This is a genomic window from Haloferax gibbonsii ATCC 33959, assembly GCF_000336775.1.
In the GTDB taxonomy this organism is placed as follows: domain Archaea; phylum Halobacteriota; class Halobacteria; order Halobacteriales; family Haloferacaceae; genus Haloferax; species Haloferax gibbonsii.
Genome location: NZ_AOLJ01000019.1, coordinates 209,771 through 230,556, shown reverse-complemented (window position 1 = coordinate 230,556; position 20,786 = coordinate 209,771). Strand labels below are relative to the sequence as shown.

General features: G+C 68.5%; 19 protein-coding genes, 1 tRNA gene and 2 rRNA genes. 12 read left to right on the top strand and 10 right to left on the bottom strand.

The genetic code is table 11. The annotated features are described in order from the left end of the window. The 3 genes from C454_RS20925 to C454_RS13720 form a co-directional block, all read left to right on the top strand. Positions 1-186, top strand: a 23S ribosomal RNA gene (locus C454_RS20925); the annotation flags it as partial. 111 nt (positions 187-297) lie between these two features. Further along, positions 298-419 (top strand): 5S ribosomal RNA (gene rrf / locus C454_RS13725). A gap of 178 nt (positions 420-597) precedes the next feature. Continuing rightward, positions 598-674: transfer RNA gene (locus C454_RS13720), tRNA-Cys, on the top strand. A 63-nt stretch (positions 675-737) separates the two neighbouring features. On the opposite strand, the gene C454_RS13715 is transcribed toward C454_RS13720, so the two are convergent. Next, positions 738-4,289: a tetratricopeptide repeat protein gene (locus C454_RS13715; RefSeq protein WP_239639944.1), complete on the bottom strand. Its 3,552-nt coding sequence runs from the start codon at positions 4,287-4,289 to the stop codon at positions 738-740. Positions 4,290-4,505: 216 nt separating this feature from the next. Between C454_RS13715 and C454_RS13710 the strand changes: the two genes are divergently transcribed. Further along, positions 4,506-5,360 carry a hypothetical protein gene (locus C454_RS13710; protein WP_004976532.1) on the top strand — a complete coding sequence of 285 codons (855 nt, stop codon included), beginning with the start codon at positions 4,506-4,508 and terminating at the stop codon, positions 5,358-5,360. A gap of 12 nt (positions 5,361-5,372) precedes the next feature. Here the strand turns inward: C454_RS13710 and C454_RS13705 are convergent, their stop codons facing one another. From C454_RS13705 to C454_RS13695, 3 genes are all read right to left on the bottom strand, one after another. Further along, the gene (locus tag C454_RS13705) at positions 5,373-5,600 is read right to left on the bottom strand and encodes a hypothetical protein (RefSeq protein ID WP_004976531.1); all 228 of its coding nucleotides are present in this window, start codon (positions 5,598-5,600) and stop codon (positions 5,373-5,375) included. Positions 5,601-5,649: 49 nt separating this feature from the next. Further along, the gene (locus C454_RS13700) at positions 5,650-8,232 is read right to left on the bottom strand and encodes a heavy metal translocating P-type ATPase (RefSeq protein WP_004976530.1); all 2,583 of its coding nucleotides are present in this window, start codon (positions 8,230-8,232) and stop codon (positions 5,650-5,652) included. 125 nt (positions 8,233-8,357) lie between these two features. Next, the gene (locus C454_RS13695) at positions 8,358-8,957 is read right to left on the bottom strand and encodes an AsnC family transcriptional regulator (protein ID WP_049905180.1); all 600 of its coding nucleotides are present in this window, start codon (positions 8,955-8,957) and stop codon (positions 8,358-8,360) included. 132 nt (positions 8,958-9,089) lie between these two features. On the opposite strand from C454_RS13695, the gene C454_RS13690 reads away from it, so the two are divergent. The 7 genes from C454_RS13690 (at position 9,090) to C454_RS13660 (ending at position 14,017) form a co-directional block, all read left to right on the top strand. Beyond that, a complete protein-coding gene (locus tag C454_RS13690) occupies positions 9,090-9,287 on the top strand; it encodes a CopZ family metallochaperone (protein ID WP_004976528.1) in 198 nt (65 codons plus the stop codon). Positions 9,288-9,397: 110 nt separating this feature from the next. Then, positions 9,398-9,580 (top strand): hypothetical protein, encoded by a 183-nt coding sequence (locus tag C454_RS13685; RefSeq protein ID WP_004976527.1) that lies wholly within the window; start codon positions 9,398-9,400, stop codon positions 9,578-9,580. 109 nt (positions 9,581-9,689) lie between these two features. Further along, a complete protein-coding gene (locus tag C454_RS13680) occupies positions 9,690-10,049 on the top strand; it encodes a hypothetical protein (protein WP_004976525.1) in 360 nt (119 codons plus the stop codon). A 225-nt stretch (positions 10,050-10,274) separates the two neighbouring features. Next, entirely contained in the window at positions 10,275-10,811 is a 537-nt protein-coding gene (locus tag C454_RS13675) for a DoxX family membrane protein (protein WP_004976523.1), read from the top strand. A gap of 247 nt (positions 10,812-11,058) precedes the next feature. After that, on the top strand, positions 11,059-12,024 hold the full coding sequence (locus tag C454_RS13670) for an FAD-dependent oxidoreductase (protein WP_004976522.1): 966 nt from the start codon (positions 11,059-11,061) through the stop codon (positions 12,022-12,024). Beyond that, the gene (locus C454_RS13665) at positions 12,021-13,136 is read left to right on the top strand and encodes a FecCD family ABC transporter permease (RefSeq protein ID WP_004976520.1); all 1,116 of its coding nucleotides are present in this window, start codon (positions 12,021-12,023) and stop codon (positions 13,134-13,136) included. The genes C454_RS13670 and C454_RS13665 overlap by 4 nt, the downstream gene beginning before the upstream one ends. Positions 13,137-13,168: 32 nt before the next feature. After that, on the top strand, positions 13,169-14,017 hold the full coding sequence (locus C454_RS13660; RefSeq protein ID WP_004976519.1) for an ABC transporter ATP-binding protein: 849 nt from the start codon (positions 13,169-13,171) through the stop codon (positions 14,015-14,017). 100 nt (positions 14,018-14,117) lie between these two features. Here the strand turns inward: C454_RS13660 and C454_RS13655 are convergent, their stop codons facing one another. The 5 genes from C454_RS13655 to fer all read right to left on the bottom strand — a co-directional run bounded on the left by C454_RS13655 (position 14,118) and on the right by fer (position 18,523). Continuing rightward, positions 14,118-14,591 (bottom strand): FKBP-type peptidyl-prolyl cis-trans isomerase, encoded by a 474-nt coding sequence (locus tag C454_RS13655; RefSeq protein ID WP_004976518.1) that lies wholly within the window; start codon positions 14,589-14,591, stop codon positions 14,118-14,120. Positions 14,592-14,649: 58 nt separating this feature from the next. Beyond that, complete coding sequence (locus C454_RS13650) at positions 14,650-16,155, bottom strand: hypothetical protein (RefSeq protein WP_239639943.1); 1,506 nt, start codon at positions 16,153-16,155, stop codon at positions 14,650-14,652. A 48-nt stretch (positions 16,156-16,203) separates the two neighbouring features. Next, on the bottom strand, positions 16,204-17,049 hold the full coding sequence (locus C454_RS13645; protein WP_004976516.1) for a hypothetical protein: 846 nt from the start codon (positions 17,047-17,049) through the stop codon (positions 16,204-16,206). Continuing rightward, entirely contained in the window at positions 17,043-17,642 is a 600-nt protein-coding gene (locus C454_RS13640; RefSeq protein ID WP_004976514.1) for a TlpA family protein disulfide reductase, read from the bottom strand. The genes C454_RS13645 and C454_RS13640 overlap by 7 nt, the downstream gene beginning before the upstream one ends. A gap of 113 nt (positions 17,643-17,755) precedes the next feature. Beyond that, positions 17,756-18,523 carry a ferredoxin Fer gene (gene fer, locus C454_RS13635; protein ID WP_004976512.1) on the bottom strand — a complete coding sequence of 256 codons (768 nt, stop codon included), beginning with the start codon at positions 18,521-18,523 and terminating at the stop codon, positions 17,756-17,758. 146 nt (positions 18,524-18,669) lie between these two features. Between fer and C454_RS13630 the strand changes: the two genes are divergently transcribed. Then, positions 18,670-19,671, top strand: coding sequence for a lysylphosphatidylglycerol synthase transmembrane domain-containing protein (locus C454_RS13630; RefSeq protein WP_004976511.1), 1,002 nt, complete (start codon positions 18,670-18,672; stop codon positions 19,669-19,671). A 50-nt stretch (positions 19,672-19,721) separates the two neighbouring features. On the opposite strand, the gene C454_RS13625 is transcribed toward C454_RS13630, so the two are convergent. After that, positions 19,722-20,681 (bottom strand): DUF7551 domain-containing protein, encoded by a 960-nt coding sequence (locus C454_RS13625; protein ID WP_004976510.1) that lies wholly within the window; start codon positions 20,679-20,681, stop codon positions 19,722-19,724. Between the last annotated feature and the right edge of the window lie 105 nt (positions 20,682-20,786).

The window sequence follows — 20,786 nt, the reverse complement described above, 5'->3', positions numbered from 1 at the left end:
AGGGCAGATGCCGGGCAGCTACGCACCACGGGGTAAGAGCTGAACGCATCTAAGCTCGAAACCCACACGGAAAAGAAGTTCCACTGAGGACACTCGTAGAAGACGAGTTCGATAGACTCGGGGGGTACGCAACGAGGCAACGAGTTGTTAAGCCCGCGAGCACTAACAGTCCAAGCCACATTCATACGCACTGAGACCCGAGAACGGGTCCAGGCGCAAACTGGATTGCACGAACACATTGGTAAGACGGCCCGTCCGATATTGGTATGACAGCGGTTCGATTCCGTTGATCGGCATTAAGGCGGCCAGAGCGGTGAGGTTCCACCCGTACCCATCCCGAACACGGCAGTTAAGCTCACCTGCGTTCTGGTCAGTACTGGAGTGAGCGATCCTCTGGGAAATCCAGTTCGCCGCCCCTACTCATACAGAGCCCGCTGGACTTCGGTCCAGTGGGCTTTTTTCATTTATGGCGAGCGGCAAACGCTCGCTCGCACACTACACAGACAGCGACCGCTCTCTCGGTCGAGACAGCGAAAACGCCCGACTCAGGTCGCACACCGTCAGGCTTAAGCACAAGACAGGGATACCAGTAACTGCGCCAAGGTGGCAGAGTTCGGCCCAACGCATCCGCCTGCAGAGCGGAACCCCCGCCGGTTCAAATCCGGCCCTTGGCTTTTCTCTTCGAACGCAACTCTCGCGAGCGACGCGTCTCGGTATCGAAGCGGCGACTGACGACGCTATCGTACGAGCCGCTGTTCGAGCGCGCTGACCGCGTCGTCGTCGCCCAGTTCGTGTGCGAGTTCGAGGGCGTCAAGTGCAGTCTTCCGCGCTCGAACCCCGGCTTCGACGGAGGAAAAGCACGCTGCAGCGCGTCGTAATTCGGCGAGTGCATCGGAAACGTCTCCGGTCTCACAGAGCGCCGTAGCGTACTGTCGGCGACACCGGCCTTCGAGGACTGCCGTCGGCGCGGATTCGATTGCAGTCCTGAGTAGCGAAGTCCCGTCGTCAGTTTCTCCCGACCGCACGTACACCTCTCCGAGCGTCACGCTCGCGAGCGTCCTCGGCTCGTCGCCGAGTCCGGACGCTCGTTCGTGGGCGCGTTCTGCGACCGTTCGCGCGTCGTCGAGATCGCCGCTGTCCAGGAGAGTTCGGGCGCGGACTGTCTGGAGTTCGGTCCGCTTCGACTCGTTTTCTTCGAGGAGGTCGATGGCGCGTTCGGCGTATTCGATGGCGGTCTCGGGTTCACCGAGTTCAGAGAGCGTTTGGGCGAGACCGTAGTACACGTCCCTTCGAATCCAATCGAACTCCGGGTCCTCGACGTCGTCGAGAAGCGATTCGTAGCGCTCGCGCGCGTCGTCGAGCGCCCCGCGGTCGAACGCTATCTTCCCGAGGTTGTTCGATGTCGACGCGACGCCGATGGAGTCGCCGATTTCGACGCGGATGTCGAGCGCGAGTCGGGCGTATCGCTCCGCTTCGTCGAGCGTCCCGTTTTCGAGTTCGATACGGCTGAGAACGGCGAGGCTCAGCGCTTCTCCCCACGGATACTGAATCTCTCGGCGAATCTGGAGACTCGTGCGGGCGTGCGCCGCGGCTGACTCGAACTCACCGAGCGTTATCTCGACGAGTCCGAGGTTCGCGAGCGTGCTCGCAACTTTCGTCTCGTCTTCGAGGTCGCGACGGAGTTCGAGCGCTCGCTGGTAGTAGCCTTTCGCGGCCTCCGGATTGTCGGTCTGTGCCTCGATACCACCGAGCGCGTTCAACACGTCGCTGCGGCCCACCTCGTCGTCGATTCGACTGAATCGTTCGAGGGCCTCCTGTGCGTATTCGCGGGCGGGCTCGAACGAACCGCGGTAGCGTCCGACCTCGGAGCGTCCGGCAAAGCCGTCGGCGCGCGCGCGGACCAGTGCCGCCTCGTCGAGGCGCTCGTCGTCGAGCGACGCGAGCGACTCGAACTCTCGTTCGGCGCGTTCGAGTTCGCCCCCGTTGACGAACATGCGGGCGCGCCACCGACGAACGTCGAGTCGGAGCGTGCCGTCGCAGGCCCGCGGCACGTCGACGTCGGAGTAGTCGGTCTCGGCGTACAGCTCGGAGAGCGTCGGCGTGTTGACGCCGAGTTCGAACACGCTACGGACGAGTCGTTCTCCCCACGTCGCGGGGTCGCTCTCGATAGTGCGAACGATATCGGCGGTCCCGCCGAACACCGATTGGACGGTCCGGCGCGCGTCGCCGTCGTCGACGAGCGAGCAGAGCGCGTCGAGACACCGCTCGAACCGGCGGCGGGCGCGACGCTCGGATTCGAGGTCGAGCAGTCGCTGGAGGAAGCGAGCGGACCACGTCTCGTGGACCGCGCGAACCCGGTCGCCGTCGGACTCGTCGTCGCCGAACGCGGAGTAGAGGACGGTCCGTTCGAGCGCGTCGAGCGCTTCTTCGACGACCGATTCGTCCTGCTTCGACTCGGTGAGCGCGTACGCGAGCGGCGGCGAGACGCCGATGCCCGAGGCGTTCAGGAGATTCACGAGAACGCCGACGTCGACGCCGAGTCGCTCGTCGACGCGTTCGAGGTCGGCGTAGACGGAGTCGATGTCGTCGAGGAGGCTCGTCGGGGCGGCGTTCCCTCCTGCTGCCGGCTCGGCGTGCCGGGCGAGTCGATGCAAAAAGAGATACATCTCTCCTGGTTCGAGGTCCCCGCCCTCGTTCGGGGTGAGTTCCTCGGGGTCGATATCGACGTTCGTTCCCACAGTCGCCTCGAAGTGCTCGACCAGTCTGGCTCGCTCGCGGGCGTCGACGACGGGAACAGAGACCACGTCTATCGATTGTCTCCGGTGGAATTCGAGGCGAGCGGTGCCGCGGAGCGAGTCGTCGCGCCACTCGCTTTCCCGACTGTCGAGGAGGAACGTCACGCGGTCGTCGTCGTCGAACTCGCGGACGAGTTCGAAGATGCTGTTCGCTTCGGTCCGGGTCGCGTCCTCGACGACGACGAGGACGTGCCCGCTGGCCTCGGCGAGGTACGACCCGAGGTGCGCCGTGGAGGTAAACGGGTCGTGCTGGCCGGACTTCCGGTAGAGGACGGTACCCTGCTCGTGGTCGTACCACCGGCACGCGACGGACATACAGACCGTGCTCTTTCCCGCGCCGGGCGGCCCCGTCACGACGTGGTCGGTCCCCGAGCGGAGTCGGGAGAACAGGTCGTCAGTCACGTTCTCGCGTCCGTCTTCGGTCGGGCGCTCGCGGTCGAGCGCGTAACCGGCGCGGACCTCGCCGAGGTCGAAACCGGCGCGCCAACACGCCAGCGGCGGCGAGACGCCGACGCGGTCGAAGTACGCCGGTGCGAGCCGGGCGAACCCTTGCGACCGCAGCACCGTGGAGAGCACCGGGCCGCGAATCGCCGCACTTCCGCCGCGGTCGTCGGTTACGTTCCGGGAGCCGGCCGTCGTCGCTCCGGCGTCCGCATCGCCCGCTTTGGCGTCCGCGATGTCGGCTTCGGTTTCGGGAGCGTCGCCGTCGGCGTTTCCGTTGAGGTCGAACGGGCTCGCGGCTTCCCAAATCGACTGCACGCGGCTCCGGGCCCACGCCACGGCGCGCTCGCTCGTGTTCTCGATGACGCAGCGTGCGCGCGCGTCGTCGTCGTAGGCGACCACCATCGCGTGGGGCGTCCCGTCGAGCGTCGTCTGCGCGATGGCGAACGGGGGAACCTCGCCGACCCGAAGCTCGCAGTCCGGGACGGTCTGTACGGTTTCGAGAAACGCCGGGTACGCCCGCCAGATAGCGGTGACGACGGAGTTGGGAGCGACGAACCGACAGGAGTGCCCGTCGACGAGCCAGGTCGTACACCGGTCGACGAACGTCTGACTCGGCAGGTACGGGAGGACGAACGTCCCGTTGTTCGTCGCTTTGAGCCTGTTTCCGAGCGCATCGAACGGGTGTGAGACGCGCGGGTCGGTCCGCAGTTCGTCGGCCCCGACGACGGCCTCGACCGGAAGCGGGTAGTCGGCGGCCGCTCCGGCGACGAACGAGTCGAGTTCGAGCACGTCGGCGGCGGCGTCGCGAGTGGCGCGAAACAGCGAAATGAACTGTCCGCCCTTCAGCGACGTGGTGTAGTCGCCGTCGTCGAGGACGAACCCCGCGGCGGTCAGGTCGCGTATCGCGCGGTCGACCGTCGAGCGGGAGTACGGAAGCGCCTCGGTCAAATCTCGCTTGTCGAGGCGCGCGCCGTCCAACGCGTTGAGGAAGTCGAACCGATCGGCGGCGAGTTCCAACTGTTCTGTGACGAGGTCGTCGTCGCGCGTCACGACCAACTCCCGGTTCGGCTCCGTCGAACGACTGGTCGATATCTCATTGACGGGAGGTTCGGCCAATAGTTTCAAAAACCCTTGTCAATCCACAGCTTCGACTGTTCGTCTGCACCGTCGTATTGGGGGCGGGAGTCGCCGCCGGCAGTCGCGCGACGCGGTGACACGCTCCGAGGAAAAGTAATCGTTATACGCCGCGTGGCCCATGCCGAAACCATGCAACGACGCGCCGCGGTCATCTCCGTCGTGTTCTTCCTGGTCATCGGTGCCGGTGCATACTCACTTATCGCGACTGCATCGACGCCGTCGGTCAGTTTCGAGAACCCCGAGTACTCGCTGGCACAGGGGGACGAGTTCTCCGTCCCCGATAGCGACCAGGCGTACACAGTGTCGTCGATAACCGAAGAGGAGGAGTCGGGCGGTCACGGTGGTGGCACCACGCTGGTCCGCTCCGGTGAACTCACCTACGTGAACGACTCCGCTCGCTTCACCGAGACGTGGGACAACGAGAGCACCGTCACGCTCGACGGCACGGACTACCGTGTCGAAATCGCCAACGTCTCCGACCCCACCGAAGCGACGCTGGTCGAACTGTACAACGAGACCGCAATCCTCCAAGCCGACTCGAACGCCGACAACGAGACCGTCACCCGCGACGGCGAGCGCTACGTCGTCGTCAACGATTCGACGCTCGTCTCGGTCGACGAGTACTTCCCGGCCAACGAGACGCGCACCGTCGCCGAGGGTGACTCCTTCGACTACAACAACCAGTCCGTCACCGTCGACGCGGTCGAGACCTCCGGCGTGACCCTCGAGTGGTTCGCGTCCGAGGAGAACACCGTCACCGTCGATAACGAGGCGAACCTGACCATCTCGGGACAGCAGTACCTCGCGTACTTCCCGGACGGCGAGACGCTCGTCCTGACGCAGAACTACGACAGCTACCAGGCGCAACTGTCCGAAATCGACAGCTTCCACGAGACCGAAAACGGTCTCTGGGGCATCGCCATCGTCTCGTTCACCACGGTCATTCTCCTCATCGGCATGGCGTTCCTCCCGTCGCGGTACTGAACGTCCCGTCCGTCACCGTTTTTCGCGCGCCTCGACCGCCCCGAGCCACGCGGCTCCGGCACCGATGACGACCGCCGACAGCGACCCGACTATCTGGAGCGCCGCGACCGCGACGACCGACCCGCCGGCCGCGTAGCGCCACGGGGCGCTCGCGAGCGTTCCGAGGCCGACGAGAACGAGGAACGCGCCGACGGCGACCAGGAGCCACGGCTCCGTCCGCGCGGGGGTTCGAGTGGACATACCCTGAGAGAATCGCCGCGCGAGGAGAAAAGCGAGACGGCGAGGCGGACTACCGCCGGAGGAAGTCGAGGAAGCGGTAGTCGTGGTCCGGCGTGTAGGCCCGGAACAGGAGGCTGTTCGTGAGGACGGACACCGACGACAGCGCCATCGCGCCCGCGGCGAACACCGGCTGGAGGAGGCCGAGCGACGCGAGCGGAATCATCGCGGTGTTGTAGCCGAGCGCCCAGAACAGGTTCTGTTTGATTTTCGCGAGCGTCCCCGCGGAGATGCGGATGGCTTTCACCACGTCGAGCGGGTCGTCCCGCATGAGCGTCACGTCGGCCGCCTCGATGGCGACGTCGGTTCCCGAGCCGAGCGCCGTGCCGACGTACGCGGCGGCGAGCGCGGGCGCGTCGTTGACGCCGTCGCCGACCATCATGACTCTCGTTCCGTCGGCCTGCAGGGACTCGACGGCGTCGGCCTTGTCCTCGGGGAGGACGCCGGCGCTGACGTTCTCGGGGTCGATGCCGACCTGCTCGGCGACGGCGCGGGCGGTCCGCTCGTTGTCGCCGGTAATCATGTGGACGGTCGCGCCGCGGTCGCGGAGCGCGGCGACGGCCTCCGCGGCCGACTCCTTGATTTCGTCCGCGTCGGCGACGACGCCCGCGAGGTCGCCGTCGACCGCGACGAGCATCGCGGTCTTGCCCTCGCGTTCGAGGTCGCGGAGCGCGTCCTCGGCGGGGGCGGGGTCGACGCCCGCGTCCGAGAGGAGTTTGCGGTTACCGACGAGGACGGTCTTCCCGTCGACGGTCGCGCGAATCCCGTGACCGGGGACGTTCTCGAAGTCCTCCGGGTCGGCGAGGTCGAGGCCGCGGCCTTCCGCGCCGGCGACGATGGCGCGGGCCAGCGGGTGTTCGCTGTTGCGCTCGGCCGAGGCGGCGTACCGGAGGACCGCGTCCTCGTCGAGCGTCTCGTCGTCGGCGGTGACGACGCCGGAGCCGTCGGCGGCGGGGCCGACGGCGACCACGTCGGTCAGCGTCATCTCGCCTTTGGTGAGCGTGCCGGTCTTGTCGAAGACGACCGTCTCCACGTCTTTGACGCGTTCGAGCACGTCGCCGCCCTTGAACAGGACGCCGTTGCGCGCGCCGATTGCCGTCCCGACCATCGTCGCGGCCGGGGTCGCGAGGCCGAGCGCGCAGGGACAGGCGATGAGCACGGCCGACGCGAAGACGACGACGGCGAACTCGAACGTCGAGACCGCGCCGCCCGCGGCGACGGGGCCGCCCGCGACGAGCCCCCAGACCGGGAGCGACCGGATGAAGCCCGCGAGCGCCTCGGGGAAGAGGAACCAGACGACGCCCCACAGGAGGGCGTTGGCGATGACCGCGGGCACGAAGTACGCCGAGATGCGGTCGGCGAGGTTCTGAATCTCGGGCTGGCGGCCCTGGGCCTCCTTGACGAGCGAGACGATCTGCTGGATTGCGGTCTCGGAGCCGACCTTGGTCGCCTCGACCACGAGGACGCCGTTTTGGTTCACCGTCGAGCCGACGACCTCGTCGCCTTCGGCCTTCGAGACGGGGACGGACTCGCCCGTGACCATGGACTCGTCGACCGCGGAGTCGCCGTCGACGACGACGCCGTCGGTCGGAATCTTCTCGCCGGGACGGACCTTCATGCGGTCGTCGACCTCGACCTCGTCGAGGGGGACCTCGCGTTCGGTCCCGTCGTCGTCGACGAGCGTCGCGGTGTCGGCTTCGAGTTCGAGGAGCGTCCGGAGCGCCTCCGACGCCTGTCCCTTCGAGCGCGCTTCGAGGAAGTTCCCGAGCGTGATGAACACCAAGATGAGCGCGGCGGTGTCGAAGTAGAGACTGCCGGCGAGGAGACCGACGAGGACGGCGACGGAGTAGAGGTACGCCGTCGAAGACCCCATGGCGATGAGCACGTCCATGTTGGCGGTGCGGTTCCGGACGAGCGCCGTGTAGGAGTTCTCGTAGAACTCGCGGCCGAGGTAGACCTGCACCGGCGTGGCGAACGCGAAGCCGACCCAGCCGATTGGAACGCCCGTGCCGGGAATCGTCTCGGGGAGGCCGCCGCCGAACAGTTCGACCGCGAGCATCGCGAGGAGCGGCAGCGACAGCGCCGCGCCGAACAGCGTCAGGCGCTTCTGCCGGCGAATCTCCTCGTTACGGGCGGCGTCGCGGGCGTCGTCCGCGTCCCCCTCGTCGCCGTCGTCTTCCCGGACGGGCGTGTAGCCGGCTTCTTCGACCGCCCGGTACATGTCGTCGAGGCTCGCGTCGGCGGGGTTGTAGGTGACGTGCGCCTCGTCGGTGGCGAAGTTGACCTCGGCGGCGACGACGCCCGGAACCGACTCCAGCGACTTCCGGTTCGCGTCGGCGCAGTTCGCACAGCTCATCCCGGTGATGCCGATGGTCCGGCTCTCCGAGAGCGCCTCGTAGCCGGCGTCCTCGATGGCGTCGTATATCTCGCCGAGCGATACCTCCTCGGGGTCGTACTCCACGGAACCCTCGTCGGTGGCGAAGTTGACGCTGGCGCTCGCCACGCCGTCGAGCGCCTCCAACGCCTCGCCGACGGTGCGCGAGCAGTTCGCGCAACTCATCCCGCGGATATCTAAATGGGCCGTTCGGCTACTCATCTCACCTATACGTACGTGCCCCTCTCTTACCTCGATTTCCCCTTCAGGACCGAGCGTCATCGAGGGGTCGAACTTTGGATTCGAAACCAGTGGCCGCGTCGCTCGATTATCGGCCCCCGGCCCGCTCAGTCGTCGTTCGCGCCGGCTTCGAGGCGGTCGTATCGGTCTTCGAACCGGCCGAGACAGGACGAACAGCAGAAGTGGTAGAGCGTCCCGCCGATGCGGGCGCTCTCGCCCTCGCTCGTCACCGTGTTGCCGCATTCGGCGCACTCGAGGGCGAATCCGGTTCCGTTGACCGTCGGCGTCCACTCGGCGGACTCCACGAGGCTCACCTCGTAGTCGCGGACCCGCGAGAGGTCCACGAGGTCGTCCAACTGGGCGCGGACGGAGTCCCCGTCGAGCCGGGCGTGGACGGTCACTTCGCCGTCCGCCGCGACGAACAGGTGGTGGACCGGGTCTGCCGCTCGGAGGGTGTCGCGGACCTCGTCGACGAACTCCGGGCGGACGGTGAGTCTGACGAGCACGGGCGTCCCGCCCGAGAGCGTCGACTGGTCGAGGTCGACGGTGAACCGGCGAATGATGCCCTCCTCGCGGAGGCGGTCGATGCGGTCGGAGACCGCCGGCGCGGAGAGGCCGACTTCGGCGGAGATGTCGCTGAAGGGTCGGCGGGCGTCTTCGGCGAGGAGTTCGAGGATGTGGAGGTCTGTTTCGTCGAGCGCGCGCATGCGACTCAGTTGGTGCCACGATGTCATAGGTGTTCCTCGCGTTTGGCTTTCGAATCGAAAGCTAACGTCGGGAGTTTGTCGAACCGCCGAAAGGGAAATCCACTAAATCGGGAAGCCCCTATCTCGAACCGCATGTCGACCACGCTCACCGTCACCGGGATGACCTGCGAACACTGCGAACAGCGCGTCGCCGACGCCCTCGCCGGCGTCGACGGCGTCGAGGACGCGACCGCCGACCGCGAGGCGGAGCGAGCGACCGTCGAGGGCGACGCCGACACCGACGCCCTCGTCGCGGCCGTCGAAGAGGCGGGCTACGACGCGAGCGCCTGAACCCGAGACGCGCCCGACCCGGACGGCGAGGTGACCGGGTGCCACGACCGGGGAGTCGGTTCGATGCGCCCACCTCAACGGTTTTCTCCGGCGACCCGCTACCAACGACCATGCACGCGCGGTCGTGGGCGGCCGTCCTGTTCGCGCTCGTCATCGGACTCCTCCTCGCGCTCGGCGTCGTCAGACTCGCCGCCGGTGACACCGGCGACTTCGCGCGGAACGCCGGCATCGCCGCCCTGTTGACGGTTTTCGCCGTCGCGCTGGTCAGAGACTGGGCGTCGAACGCGGAGTGAGGCTCGCGACCGGGAGCCTCGCCCGGCCGATTCCGCGGGAATATATCAACAGATTGTCTTTCACTTCGGGGGCAGACGGTTACAAGAGGCCGCGGTCCCAATCCCGCCTGTGTCTCCACCGAGCGACGACGACTTTCGCACGCACTCCCCGACGGCCCCGATAGACGACACGCCGACCGTCTCGTGTTCGCGGTGCGGCGAGGAGTGGGACCTCTCGTACGAACTGGACGAGCTACAGCTCGGCAACCAGTCGGTCGAGCAGTTCGCGCTCGACCACCGTCGCCACACCGGACACTTCCCGGACGACGTCTCGCCGTGGGTCGTTAGCTGCCGACAGTGTCCCGACGGCGAGCAGTTCCTCTCCGAGGCCAGCGCCCGTCGGTGGGCCCGCACCCACGCCCGCCACACGCGACACGAGGTGGCGATGGACCACGCCGACGACGACGGGGTCGTCATCACGCCCGAGTGAGTCGGCGGGGACGGGTCAGTCTCGCCCGACGACGCCCGCCGTCGGCCGTGTGACCGGTGGAACCCACGCACCGTATCGAGACGTATCTTCGCGTTCGCGCCCGCCGAGGGTGCCGGTTCGAATCGACGTGGACGGCCCGCCGATTCCCAGTTTCCGAGGATTCGAAAATCGCTCCGGATTTATAACCTCCCGGCGGCCCACGCTTCACACGTGAGGTGACAGACGATGGCCGCAACCGGCGAAATCGAGATGCTGGGGAACCGGATGGAGTTCGACTACGCCGAGGGCGTCACCGGCTACGTGCTCGTGTTCGCCCGAATCATCACGGGGTACTGGTTCCTCCACGCGGGGGTGACGAAGTACCTCGCCGCCGAGCCGTTTAACGCGGGCGGCTGGCTCGTGAACGGCACCGCCGGCGCGCCCGGCCCGGTCCACGCGTTCCTCGCGTGGGTCGGCCAGACGCCGTGGATGCTCGAGTTCACGAACGTCATGGTCCCGCTGGGCGAGACGCTCATCGGGTTCGCGCTCATCACCGGGGCTTCCGTCCGACTCGCCGCCGCCGGGGGGACGTTCCTCATGACGTTCTTCTACCTCGGCAACGCCGACTGGGGACACGGGCTGGTCAACGGCGACCTGCTGGGGCTCGTGCTGTTCCTCGTCGTCGGCGCGCTCGCGGCGGGCCGCATCCTCGGCCTCGACGCGTACCTCGAAGAACTGGAGTTCGTCCGTCGGCGGCCCGCGCTCCGGTACCTCCTCGGCTGAGGCGATTTCGGCCGCGCTGGGCCGCGTTCGTCAGGCAGTCCGGCGGGCTTTCTCTCGGACGTCGTTACCGGTGATTCGGGCGAGCTAGCCTCTTTACGGGCCGTTCTCCGCGTGTCGGTGGATTTAGGAGTCCCTAAAATCCGAAAGTGGTTTATTGTATTAGGGACGCCTAAAACGTATGAACGAAGACGGAGCCGACTTCGACCACGCTCTCCGACGGGCTGTTCTCACGGGGGCGGTCTGAGCCGTGACCGACCAAGGCACCGAACCTGACTCGACGGACGTGGTCGTCGTCGGCGGCGGTCCCTCGGGGTGCGCCGCGGCCGTCTTCACCGCGCGATACGGCCTCGATACCGTCGTTTTCGACCGGGGCAACGCCGCCTTCCGCCGGTGTGCGTACCTCGAAAACTACCTCGGTTTCCCCGCCGGCATCGGCGTCGACACCTTCACCGCGCTCATGCACGAACACGTCGCGGAGGTCGGCGCGGACTACGTCGCGGACATGGTCGTCTCGGTCGAGCGACCGGGCGACGATGCGGGTGGAAACGCGAGTGACGCCGACGCCCGGCGATTCGTCGTCCGCACGCAGGACGACCGCCGGGTCGAAGCCGACTACGTCGTCGCCGCCGCGTGGTACGACGGCGACTACCTCCGCGGCCTCGACGACGACGACGCGATGTTCGAGGAACACGACCACCACGGCGAGGTCCACGAGCACTTCGACGCTTCGTACGCCGACGACGACGGGCGAACTCCCGTCGAGGGGCTGTACGTCGCCGCCCCGTCGGGCGAGCGGAACGCGCAGGTCGGTATCGCCGCCGGACAGGGCGGCCACGTCGCCCGGTGTCTCATCGAGGACCGCCGGCGCGAACGCGGCTTCCCCGGCGACCTCGCGCGCCACTACGACTGGCTCCGCGCCGACACCGAGTTCCAAGGCGAGTGGGGCGACCGCGACCGCTGGCGCGAGTGGTTCGAAAGCGAGGTCCCCGACGACGCCGACCTCGACGACGAGCGCCTCGCGGAACTCCGCGAGTCCTACATCGACCGGGCGTTCGACACCCGCCGGACCGACCACGAGGTCGAGACCGCCGAACCCCGCGGCATCCGGCGACTCGTCGAGGCGATCGGTACCGAACGCGTCCTCGACGCGCTCCCTGACGAGGCGCTCGCGGACTACCTCGACGGACGCGAACTCGGGGGTGTCGAGCAGTGAGCGGGACGACGTCGACAGAACAGTCCTCGGGGTCGGTGCTGAACCGGCTGTTCGGCTGGATAGACGGCTCGCTCGTGTCGCTTTGTCTCGCCAGCCTCGTGGTCGTCGTGGCCGGCGGCCTCGTGCAGGTCAGCTTCGGCGCGTTCTCGATGACCATCGGCGAGGCGTGGCGCGCCGTCTTCGACCCCGCGGTCATCTTCGACCCGCAGGTCTGGCAGGTGTTCCTTCTCGGCGGCGAACTCCCAGACCTCAGTCGGCGGACGCTCATCGTCTGGAACATCCGGCTCCCGCGGGTGTTCGTCGCCGCCCTCGTCGGCGCGAACCTCGCAATCTCGGGCGCGATTTTCCAGGCGGTCACCCGGAACGAACTGGCCAGCCCGTTCATCCTCGGCGTCTCGTCGGGGGCCGGACTGCTCATCCTCCTCACGCTCGTCGTCTTCTCGGGGCTCGCGGCGTACCTCCCGCTTCTGGCGGCGCTCGGCGGGATGTTCGCGTTCGTCCTCGTCTACCTCATCGCGTGGAAGAACGGTACCTCGCCGGTCAGACTCGTCCTCGCGGGCGTCATCGTCGGCACCGTCTTCCAGAGCCTCCAGACGGGACTGTTCTTCTTCGTCGACGACATCGGCGTCGTCCAGTCCGCCATCGCGTGGACGACCGGCTCGCTCACCGGAACCGACTGGGAGCAGGTTCGCATGGCCCTCCCGTGGTCGATTATCGCTATCGGCCTCGCGCTCGGGAGCTCCCGACAGCTCAACGTCCTGCTTCTGGGCGAACAGACCGCCCGCTCGCTCGGGATGTCAATCGAGAAGGTCCGATTCGCCCTCTCGGGCGTCGCGGTCCTCGCGGCCGCGGCGAGCATCGCCGTCGCCGGCATCGTCGGCTTCGTCGGGCTCGTCGTCCCGCACTTGGTCCGGAACGTGGTCGGCAGCGACTACAAGCGCCTCGTCGTCGGCTGTCTGTTCGCCGGCCCGGCGCTGATGGTCGCCGCCGACGTGGGCGCGCGCCTCGCGCTCAACCCGATTCAGCTCCCGGTCGGGGTCGTCACGGGCCTCGTCGGCGGGCCGTACTTCCTCTACCTCATGCGCAAACAGCAGAACATCGGTGAAGTGTGATGTCCGAACAGCAATCAGGAGACTCCCAACAGATGGTACAACACGGCGAAACGGACGCGACCGCGGACGGACGCGCGAGCGTCGAAAACGGCTCGACACGCGAGAGCGCGCTCACCGGTGACGCGCTCGAACTGTCGTATCCGACGAGCGAGGAGCCTGTCGTCGAGTGTGACCGAATCGACATCCCGCGCGGCGAAATCACGGCGCTCGTCGGACCGAACGGCTCCGGCAAGAGCACGCTCCTGAAGTCGCTCGCCAAACAGCTCTCGCCCGACACCGGGAACGTCTATCTCGACGGGAAGTCCATCACCGAGTACGACGACAAGGCGTTCGCGCGCGAGTTGGGACTGCTCTCCCAGCAACACGACTCGCCCACGTCGCTCACCGTCGAGGACCTCGTCTACCACGGCCGGTACCCCCACCGGAGCTTCTTCGAGCAGGTCAACGAGGACGACCACGAGGCGGTCGAACGCGCCATCGACCTCGCGGGCGTCGAGCACATCCGCGACAAGCAAATCGGCAACCTCTCGGGCGGACAGAGCCAACTGGCGTGGATTGCGATGGTGCTCGCACAGGACACCGACGTGCTCCTCCTCGACGAGCCGACGACGTACCTCGACTTGCACCACCAGCTCCGGGTGCTGGAGACGGTCCGCCAACTCAACGAGGAACGCGGCGTCACGGTCGCGGTCGTCCTCCACGACATCGCGCAGGCGGCGCGCTTCGCCGACTACCTCGTCGCCATGCAGGACGGCGAACTGTACGACTGGGGCCCGCCGCGCGAGGTCGTCACCGAGGAACTCCTCGCCGACGTGTTCCGCGTCGAGGCCGCGGTCAACTACACGCCCGACCCGGAAATCGTCCCCAAGCACTCGCTGTAGCGGCTCGGCGCTCCTTCTCGACGCTCAGTTCCGTTCCGTTCCCGTTCCGTTCTATCGCCCCGTCACAACTGCTCCAACTGCTCCGACCGGCCGCGACCGTCTACTGGACGGCGACGATTTCGATGTCGAAGACGAGCGTCTTCCCCGCGAGTTCGTGGTTGAAATCGACTTCGACGGCGTCGTCGCGGACGGCGGTGACGTCGCCGTGGAGCCCGTTTTCGGCGTGGACGTGCAGGCCGACCTCGGGCGTCTCGCCGACCATCCCCTCGAACGTCTCGGGGTCGTAGGTCCGAATCCGGTCGGGGTCGAACTCGCCGTAGGCGTCCGCCGGCGGGACGGTCACGGTGGCCTCCTCGCCGGCCGACATCCCGACGACGGCCTCGTCGAGCCCCGGAATTATCTGCCCCGCGCCGACGACGAACGTCTGGGGGGCGTAGTCGTCGCGGTCCTTCTCCTGGGCCTCGTACAGGCCGTGTTCGACCGCGACCTCGTACCGCGAGGTGTTGAAGACGGTCCCGTCTTCGAAGCGTCCGACGTACGCGAGCGCGACTCGGTCTCCCGACTCGATTGCCATAGCGGGGCTCGGCGGAGGACGCGCATAAAAGTCGTCATCGAGGCATCCCGCCGGGGGGTTACTGCGGTCGGGCGGGCGTCCGAAGCGCCGGCGGCCTGTTGCTGTCGGCTGTCGTCGCCATCCCAGCTGTCGTCCCGTTTTCGACGCCCTCGACCCACCCCGGGGGCGTCACAGTCGTCTCGCCGACGCGGCCGTAGGTCCACTCGAATCGCACCCAGTAGAACCCCTCGTCGGAGACGAGCGCGTAGGTCGCCGTCGCGTCGGCGACGAACCCCCGCTCGTCCACGTGAGCGACGAACTGGTAGTCCTGGACCGGTTCGACGCCGCCGATGGCCGGGCGTTGACTCCCCTCGATTCGGTAGTACGTGACGTTCTCGTCGGTCACTTTCCCGGTCACGTTCGTCGCCCGCGTGTCGAGGTACTGGCGGACGAGCCCGCGGTTCAGTCCCCGCGGCTCGAACTGCACGGGCGGCGCGGTGGCGTTGCCGGCGACCTTCCGGGTCCGCTCGACCCCGTCTTCGGTCTCGGCGACGTACCACGCGTCCCCGTCGTAGTAGACCGTCTCCAGTCGGGTCCGCTCGCGGCCCGACTCGACGGTCTCGGCGATGACGTAGCGGTCGCCGGCGACGGCGATGTCGGTGTCGTACTGTCTCCGCGTCGAGTTCGGGTCCGCGCCCTCGGGTCGGTAGATGTCGACCCACAGCGTGTAGGACTCCTCGGCCAGCGCGCGCTCGTGGGCCGCGCTGAGAGCGGTCAGGTTCTCGATGCCGTCCGGCCCGACGCCCGGAACGCGCTCCAGCTCGCCGGGTTCGATGGGCTCGACCGGCCCGGGGCGCTGGCCGCTCCCGAGTCCCGGCGCGCCGGCGTTCCGCGTTTCCGACCCGGAGGCGGTCTCGGTCGCCGCGGTTTCCGACGGTCCCTCCGTCGCCGCGTCGTCGCGCTCGGGCGTGGCCGTCGGCGACCCCGACTCACCGGCCCCGCCCGTCCCGACTCCGGCGGACTGCATCGACCCGTCGAGCGGCGAGGGCACGAGGTCGAGCGCGACGGCCGCCCCGCTCACGACGGCGACGACGACGAAGAGCGCGGTGATTCCCCGGGCGGCGTCGCGGCCGACCGCGGCGGTTCGGTCCCCGAGTCGTCGGACCCTCCGCCGGGCGCGAACCCGGAGCGGCGGCCGGAGGTCGTCGAGCGACGCGCCGAACTGGCGGCGACAGACCGCATCGGCGTCCTGCCGGTCGATGGCGTACAGGAGCGCCTCGGCGATGTCGCCGGCGTCGAGGTGTTTCACGCCGGCCGTGTCTCGCTCGGCCGCCGCCGACCCTCTCGACCGACGGCCGAAGGCGGGTCGAATCCGGACCGACCGGCCGCGGCGCTCGGCGCGGACGACCCCCGCCTCGACGCGCGTCTCGAAGCCGCGGGCGGCCCAGAGGTCGGAAACGAAGGCCAGTCGCGCCCGTGTCGGGAGGCGTTCGAGGCGGGCGACGACCGTCCGGTACCGGTCTGCTCGCTGGTCGGCGTTCATCTGGTGCTTCCCTAGATAGAGGGGGCCGACGGTGATAGGCACTTCTGCGGCTCGGGGGTTCGCGGCGTCCCGCCCTGTCGGGTCCCCGGCTCAGACGACCCTGTCGAGGAGCGATTCGAGGACGGGCGCGACGCCGAGCACGTCGAAGACGACGAGCAGGTAGTAGGCGCTGACGACGAGCATGACCGCGCCGGTGACGCGGTTGATGGCGGTGGTGTGTCGGGCGAACCACCGGGTCGCCCGTCGGCTGTACCGCTCCGAGACGAGGGCGAAGGCGAGAAGCGGCGCGCCGATGCCGAGGCCGAACGCGAGGAACCCGAGGAGGCTCTCGGCGGCGGTGTCGAACAGCACGGGGACGCGCGCGAAGAACAGGGCGATGAAGCCGGGGTTGCAGGGCAGGACGATTGCGCCGAAGAAAAAGCCGTAGGCGAACGCCGACAGCGCCGGGTGGCGCGTCTCCGGCGGCTCGACGGTGGGGAGCCGCGCGAACACCTTCGCGTCGAAGAGGAGCGCGAGGCTCACGACGAAGAGGACGCCGAAGGCCGCCGGCGAGACGACCTCGACGACCGCCGTGAGCGACAGTTCGAGGAGGAACGAGAACACGACGCCGACGACGAGCATGAACGATACCGCGCCGGCGGTGACGAGGCCGCCGAGGACGGCTATCGGGAGGCCGCCGTCTTCGTCTCCATCTCTGTCTCTGTCCCTGTCCCTGTCCTCGCCCTCGACTCCGTTCCCGTCGCCGCGACCTCTCGAACCGCGTCCGTCAGCGACCCCGCCGGCTGGTGACGGCGACTCCGCGTTCGCCCGCGAACTCTGTCGCGCGAGGTACGCGAGGAAGCCGGGGTACAGCGGGAGGGCGCAGGCCGCGGTGAGCGGGGTGCCGACGCCGAGGAGGAACAGTTCGAACAGGCGCGGCGCGAGGTCGGTCAGCACTCGTCGACCCGCTCGCGGAGGAACGCGGTCGTCTTGTGGCCGTCCTTGAGCCGCGTCGCGGTCCCGTCGGGACAGAGCCGGACCATCGGCACGACCGGGGCGCTCGCCATCGACGAGCCGAACTCGGCGGTGAGGCTCCGCGTGACCGGCTCGGGCGAGACGGCGTAGCGCCAGTCGAAGCCGTGGTCCTCCGCGTGTTTCCTGACCTTTTCTGCGTCCTCGTTGGGGTCGATGTCGAGCGCGACCGTCAGCACGTCGTCGCCGACGGCCTCGTGGAACTCGACCAACTCGCGCTGTTGGCGCAGGCAGTTCGAACACCACACCGCGAACGTCTCCAGGAGAACCGGTCGGTCGAGGAGCCCCTCGATAGTGAACGTCTCGCCGGTGCGAACGTCAGTGAGTTCGGTCGTCCGCCACGCGCCCTCGTCGGCCGACGCCCCGGTCGACCCGTCCCCCGTCGTCGTCGCGTCACCCTCGGCGTCGACAGTTCCGCCGCCGCTTCCGCCGAGGCAGCCAGCCAGCCCGACCGTTCCCACCACGGCGCCCGCGCCCGCGAGCCGAAGGACGTCTCTCCGCGTCGGCGTTCCTCTCATATCGTTGTAGGGTCGCTATCGGAGCTTAATTCGGCCGCGTTGGGGCGCGGGTGACACACAACCCCGAAGTCGCGCCGGGGCGCACGTCGGACGGGCCAGCCGCCGGGTGCCGGTCAGTCGCCCGCGCTCATCTTCCGGGCGTGCTGCGGGGGGAGCCGAAGTTCGTCGAGGCCGGGGAGGTGTTCGATGTTGTAGACGACCTGCAGGTCGTCGGTCACCGGGAGGCTGATACACGACAGCCGGACGCCCTGCTCCAGCATCTCCTCCGAGAGGATGTGGTTCGAGGGCATCTTCACGTCGCCTTCGACGACCGCCACCGCGCAGTTCGCACAGGCACCGCCGCGACAGGCGAAGGGCCAACTGTGGCCCGCGTCCTCGGCGGCCTTCAGGAGGTTGGTCCGCGGCTCGACGACCACCTCGCCGTAGGCGTCGCCGTCGAGGCCGCTTTCGGCGGCCTTCTCGAAGAGGTCGTCGTCGGCGAGCGACCAGCCGCGGTCGGTGAGCACGTCGTAGTCGAGGAACTCGACCCGCGCCCCGCGTCGTTCGGGTTCGGGCTCCGGGTCGGGTCCGGTATCGGAACCCGCGGCGCCGGTCCCGTCGCCGCCCGTCTCGCCGTTTCGGGCGGTGCCGGCGTCGTGCTGTCCGTTTCGGCTCGCCCCCTCGTCGGCCGGGCGACGGCCGTCAGTCTCGACGGGTTCGAGTTCGTCGCCGGGTTCGTAGCCGACTCGAATCGCCTCGTAGGCCGTCCGAACCGCCTGAAATTCCTCGGCCGACCCGCCGTGGTCGGGGTGGGCCGACTTCACCCGCCGACGGTACGCGTCGACGAGTTCGTCCTCGTCTGCGTCCGGGTCGATGCCGAGCGTCTCGAACGGGGAGTCCACATCGGGGCTAGTAGGAACTCGCGAGCATAAATCCACGGCCACCGGCCGTCTCGTCGTGGTTTAGTCCTCGAATCGAGGCAGGGCCCCGACGACCGACGCGGCCGCGAGTCGCGGCGGTTTTGTAGCGGGCTTCGCTTCCTTCGGGTGTGAGACGCGGGATTCGGTTCGCCGTCGGCGCGGGGCTCGGTATCGGAGCGCTCGCGGCGTACCTCTGGTACGTCGGCCCGCAGGAGGTCGGCTCGCGCGTCGCGGCCGTCGCCCCGTGGGCCGTCGGCGTCGTCTGCGTTCTGATGCTCGCCGAGGCGACCGTCGACGGCCTCGGAGTCTGGGCGTCGGTTCGACCCCTCCGCGGCGGGCTCTCGCCGCGGGCGAGCGTCCAGTTCGCGTTCGCCGGCGACTTCTTCGACGTGCTCAGCCCCGCCGGCCCGGTGAGTTCGGAGCCAATCATGGCGCAGTTCTTCGGCGTCGCGACCGAGACGAGCTACAGCGAGGCCCTCGGGGTCCGCGGCGTCGCCAAGTACGTCAAATCCGCCGCACAGCTCCTTCTCTCGGTCGCCGTCGTCGGCGTCCTCTTTCTCGACGCACCGACCCCGCGGTTCGTCCTCGCGACGCTGGCCGGCGCGGTCGCCGCGCTGTTCGTCGTCGGCGTCGCGCTCGTCTGGGCGCGAGACGCGCTCTCGGCGGTCGTCGTCGCGGTCCTGACCCCGGTCGTCCGCGCGGTCTCTGGACTCACCCGCGAGACGCCGCTCGGCCGCGACGCCGTCGCCGCCGCAGTCGAGCGGTTTTGGGAGCGCGTCGTCCACTTCCGCGACGCGCCGGAACTCCTCGGCGTCATCGCGCTCAGCGGCGTCTTCGAGCAACTGCTCACGTCGCTCGCGCTCTGGGTCGCGCTCGCCGGGACCGGGACGAGCGTTGCGTTCCTCCCCATCGTCGCCGTCATCCCGCTCCCGCAGGCGGCGAGCGTCGTCCCCGTCCCGGGGAGCCTCGGCGCGTACGACGTGCTTCTCGCTGGCGCGCTCAGTCTCACGACGGGCGCGCCGGCCGCGGGGGCGGCCGCGGCGGTGCTCGTCGTGCGGACGTTCGAACTCCTCGTGTCGCTCGGGTGCGGCGGCGTCGCCACCGGGTTTCTGCGCGGCTTTCGGGCCTGAGACGGTTGGCGCGTCCCCGTCGCGGCGGCGTGAGAGGTGGGAAAAACGAGTCAGTCGGCGGCGCGCTCGTGAATCGGGACGCTCGCCAGTCCGACCGCGTTCGATTTCGAGGAGACCGAAAGCGTCGCGTGCCAGCCCTCATCGGCCGGCGTGACGTGCAGGGAGACCGGCTTCCACGACTCCGCCCGGCGGTAGAGGTCGAGGACGACCGGTAACACCGGAAGCCGTCCCTCGCGCGCCGAGAGCGCGTACCGTTCGAGGGTCAGTTCCGCGGACCTCGTTCCCGACTCCGGCCCGGGCCGCCACGGCGAGCAGGTGTACGACCCGACGAGGTCGAGTCGCTCCATCTCCGCCAGCGTCGCCTCCAGCGCCCCGGCCGACTCGGGTCGCGACGAGAGGTTCGATGCGGCGCGTTCGAGCACGTCCGCCTGCTCGGCCGACGTGAGGTGGACGTGGAGCGCCGTCGCCATGCTCTCCAACAGGCGCAGACAGAGGTCGTCCGCGCTGGACATCGTCTCCGCGAGGTCGAAGTACGCGTCCATCACCGCCGTCTCGACAGCCCGATGGTCGGCGTCCACGAGCGCCTCGAACACCGCCGCCGCGACCCGGTGGCAGAACTCGACCCGCTCGGAGCGCCCGCCGCCGGCGCAGTCGGGTCGGCCGTCCGCGTCGGTTCCGAGGTCGCAGGGCGGTTCGGGAAGACCGGGCGTCGCACCGGCGGTCGCCCATCCCTCCGCGGTCGCGTCCGCGCCGCCGAAGCCCGGAACGTCGTCGTGTTCCGAGACGATGAGGTCGTAGTACGGGACGTTCGGGTCGTACCGCCGGAGCGCGGAGCGGTACTGTCTCGCCGCGCGGGCGGCGGCCTCCGCGGTCGAACGGTCCTCGAACCGGAGACCGTCCACCGGGACCGGCCGCTCTCCGGTCCGTCCGCAGACGAGTTCGTACGCCCCGTCGTCGCTCGCGAGCGATTCGATGTGAGTCCGAATCTGGGTGAGTGTCGTGCCGACCATGGTGTCTCTGTCTACTGGTTCGCGGGTCGTGTCCCGACGCCGCGGTCCGTGCGTCGCTCGCTCGACACATTGTTTAGGCCAACCTAAAACGTGTTGGTTCGGCCG

Coding starts and splice junctions, on each gene's coding strand:
- C454_RS13705 (WP_004976531.1), bottom strand. CDS start 5,600: ATGTCCACTCGAACCCCCGCGCGGACGGAGCCGTGGCTCCTGGTCGCC.
- C454_RS13710 (WP_004976532.1), top strand. CDS start 4,506: ATGCAACGACGCGCCGCGGTCATCTCCGTCGTGTTCTTCCTGGTCATC.
- C454_RS13640 (WP_004976514.1), bottom strand. CDS start 17,642: ATGAGAGGAACGCCGACGCGGAGAGACGTCCTTCGGCTCGCGGGCGCG.
- C454_RS13675 (WP_004976523.1), top strand. CDS start 10,275: ATGGCCGCAACCGGCGAAATCGAGATGCTGGGGAACCGGATGGAGTTC.
- C454_RS13655 (WP_004976518.1), bottom strand. CDS start 14,591: ATGGCAATCGAGTCGGGAGACCGAGTCGCGCTCGCGTACGTCGGACGC.
- C454_RS13695 (WP_049905180.1), bottom strand. CDS start 8,957: ATGCGCGCGCTCGACGAAACAGACCTCCACATCCTCGAACTCCTCGCC.
- C454_RS13660 (WP_004976519.1), top strand. CDS start 13,169: ATGGTACAACACGGCGAAACGGACGCGACCGCGGACGGACGCGCGAGC.
- C454_RS13690 (WP_004976528.1), top strand. CDS start 9,090: ATGTCGACCACGCTCACCGTCACCGGGATGACCTGCGAACACTGCGAA.
- C454_RS13685 (WP_004976527.1), top strand. CDS start 9,398: ATGCACGCGCGGTCGTGGGCGGCCGTCCTGTTCGCGCTCGTCATCGGA.
- C454_RS13625 (WP_004976510.1), bottom strand. CDS start 20,681: ATGGTCGGCACGACACTCACCCAGATTCGGACTCACATCGAATCGCTC.
- C454_RS13700 (WP_004976530.1), bottom strand. CDS start 8,232: ATGAGTAGCCGAACGGCCCATTTAGATATCCGCGGGATGAGTTGCGCG.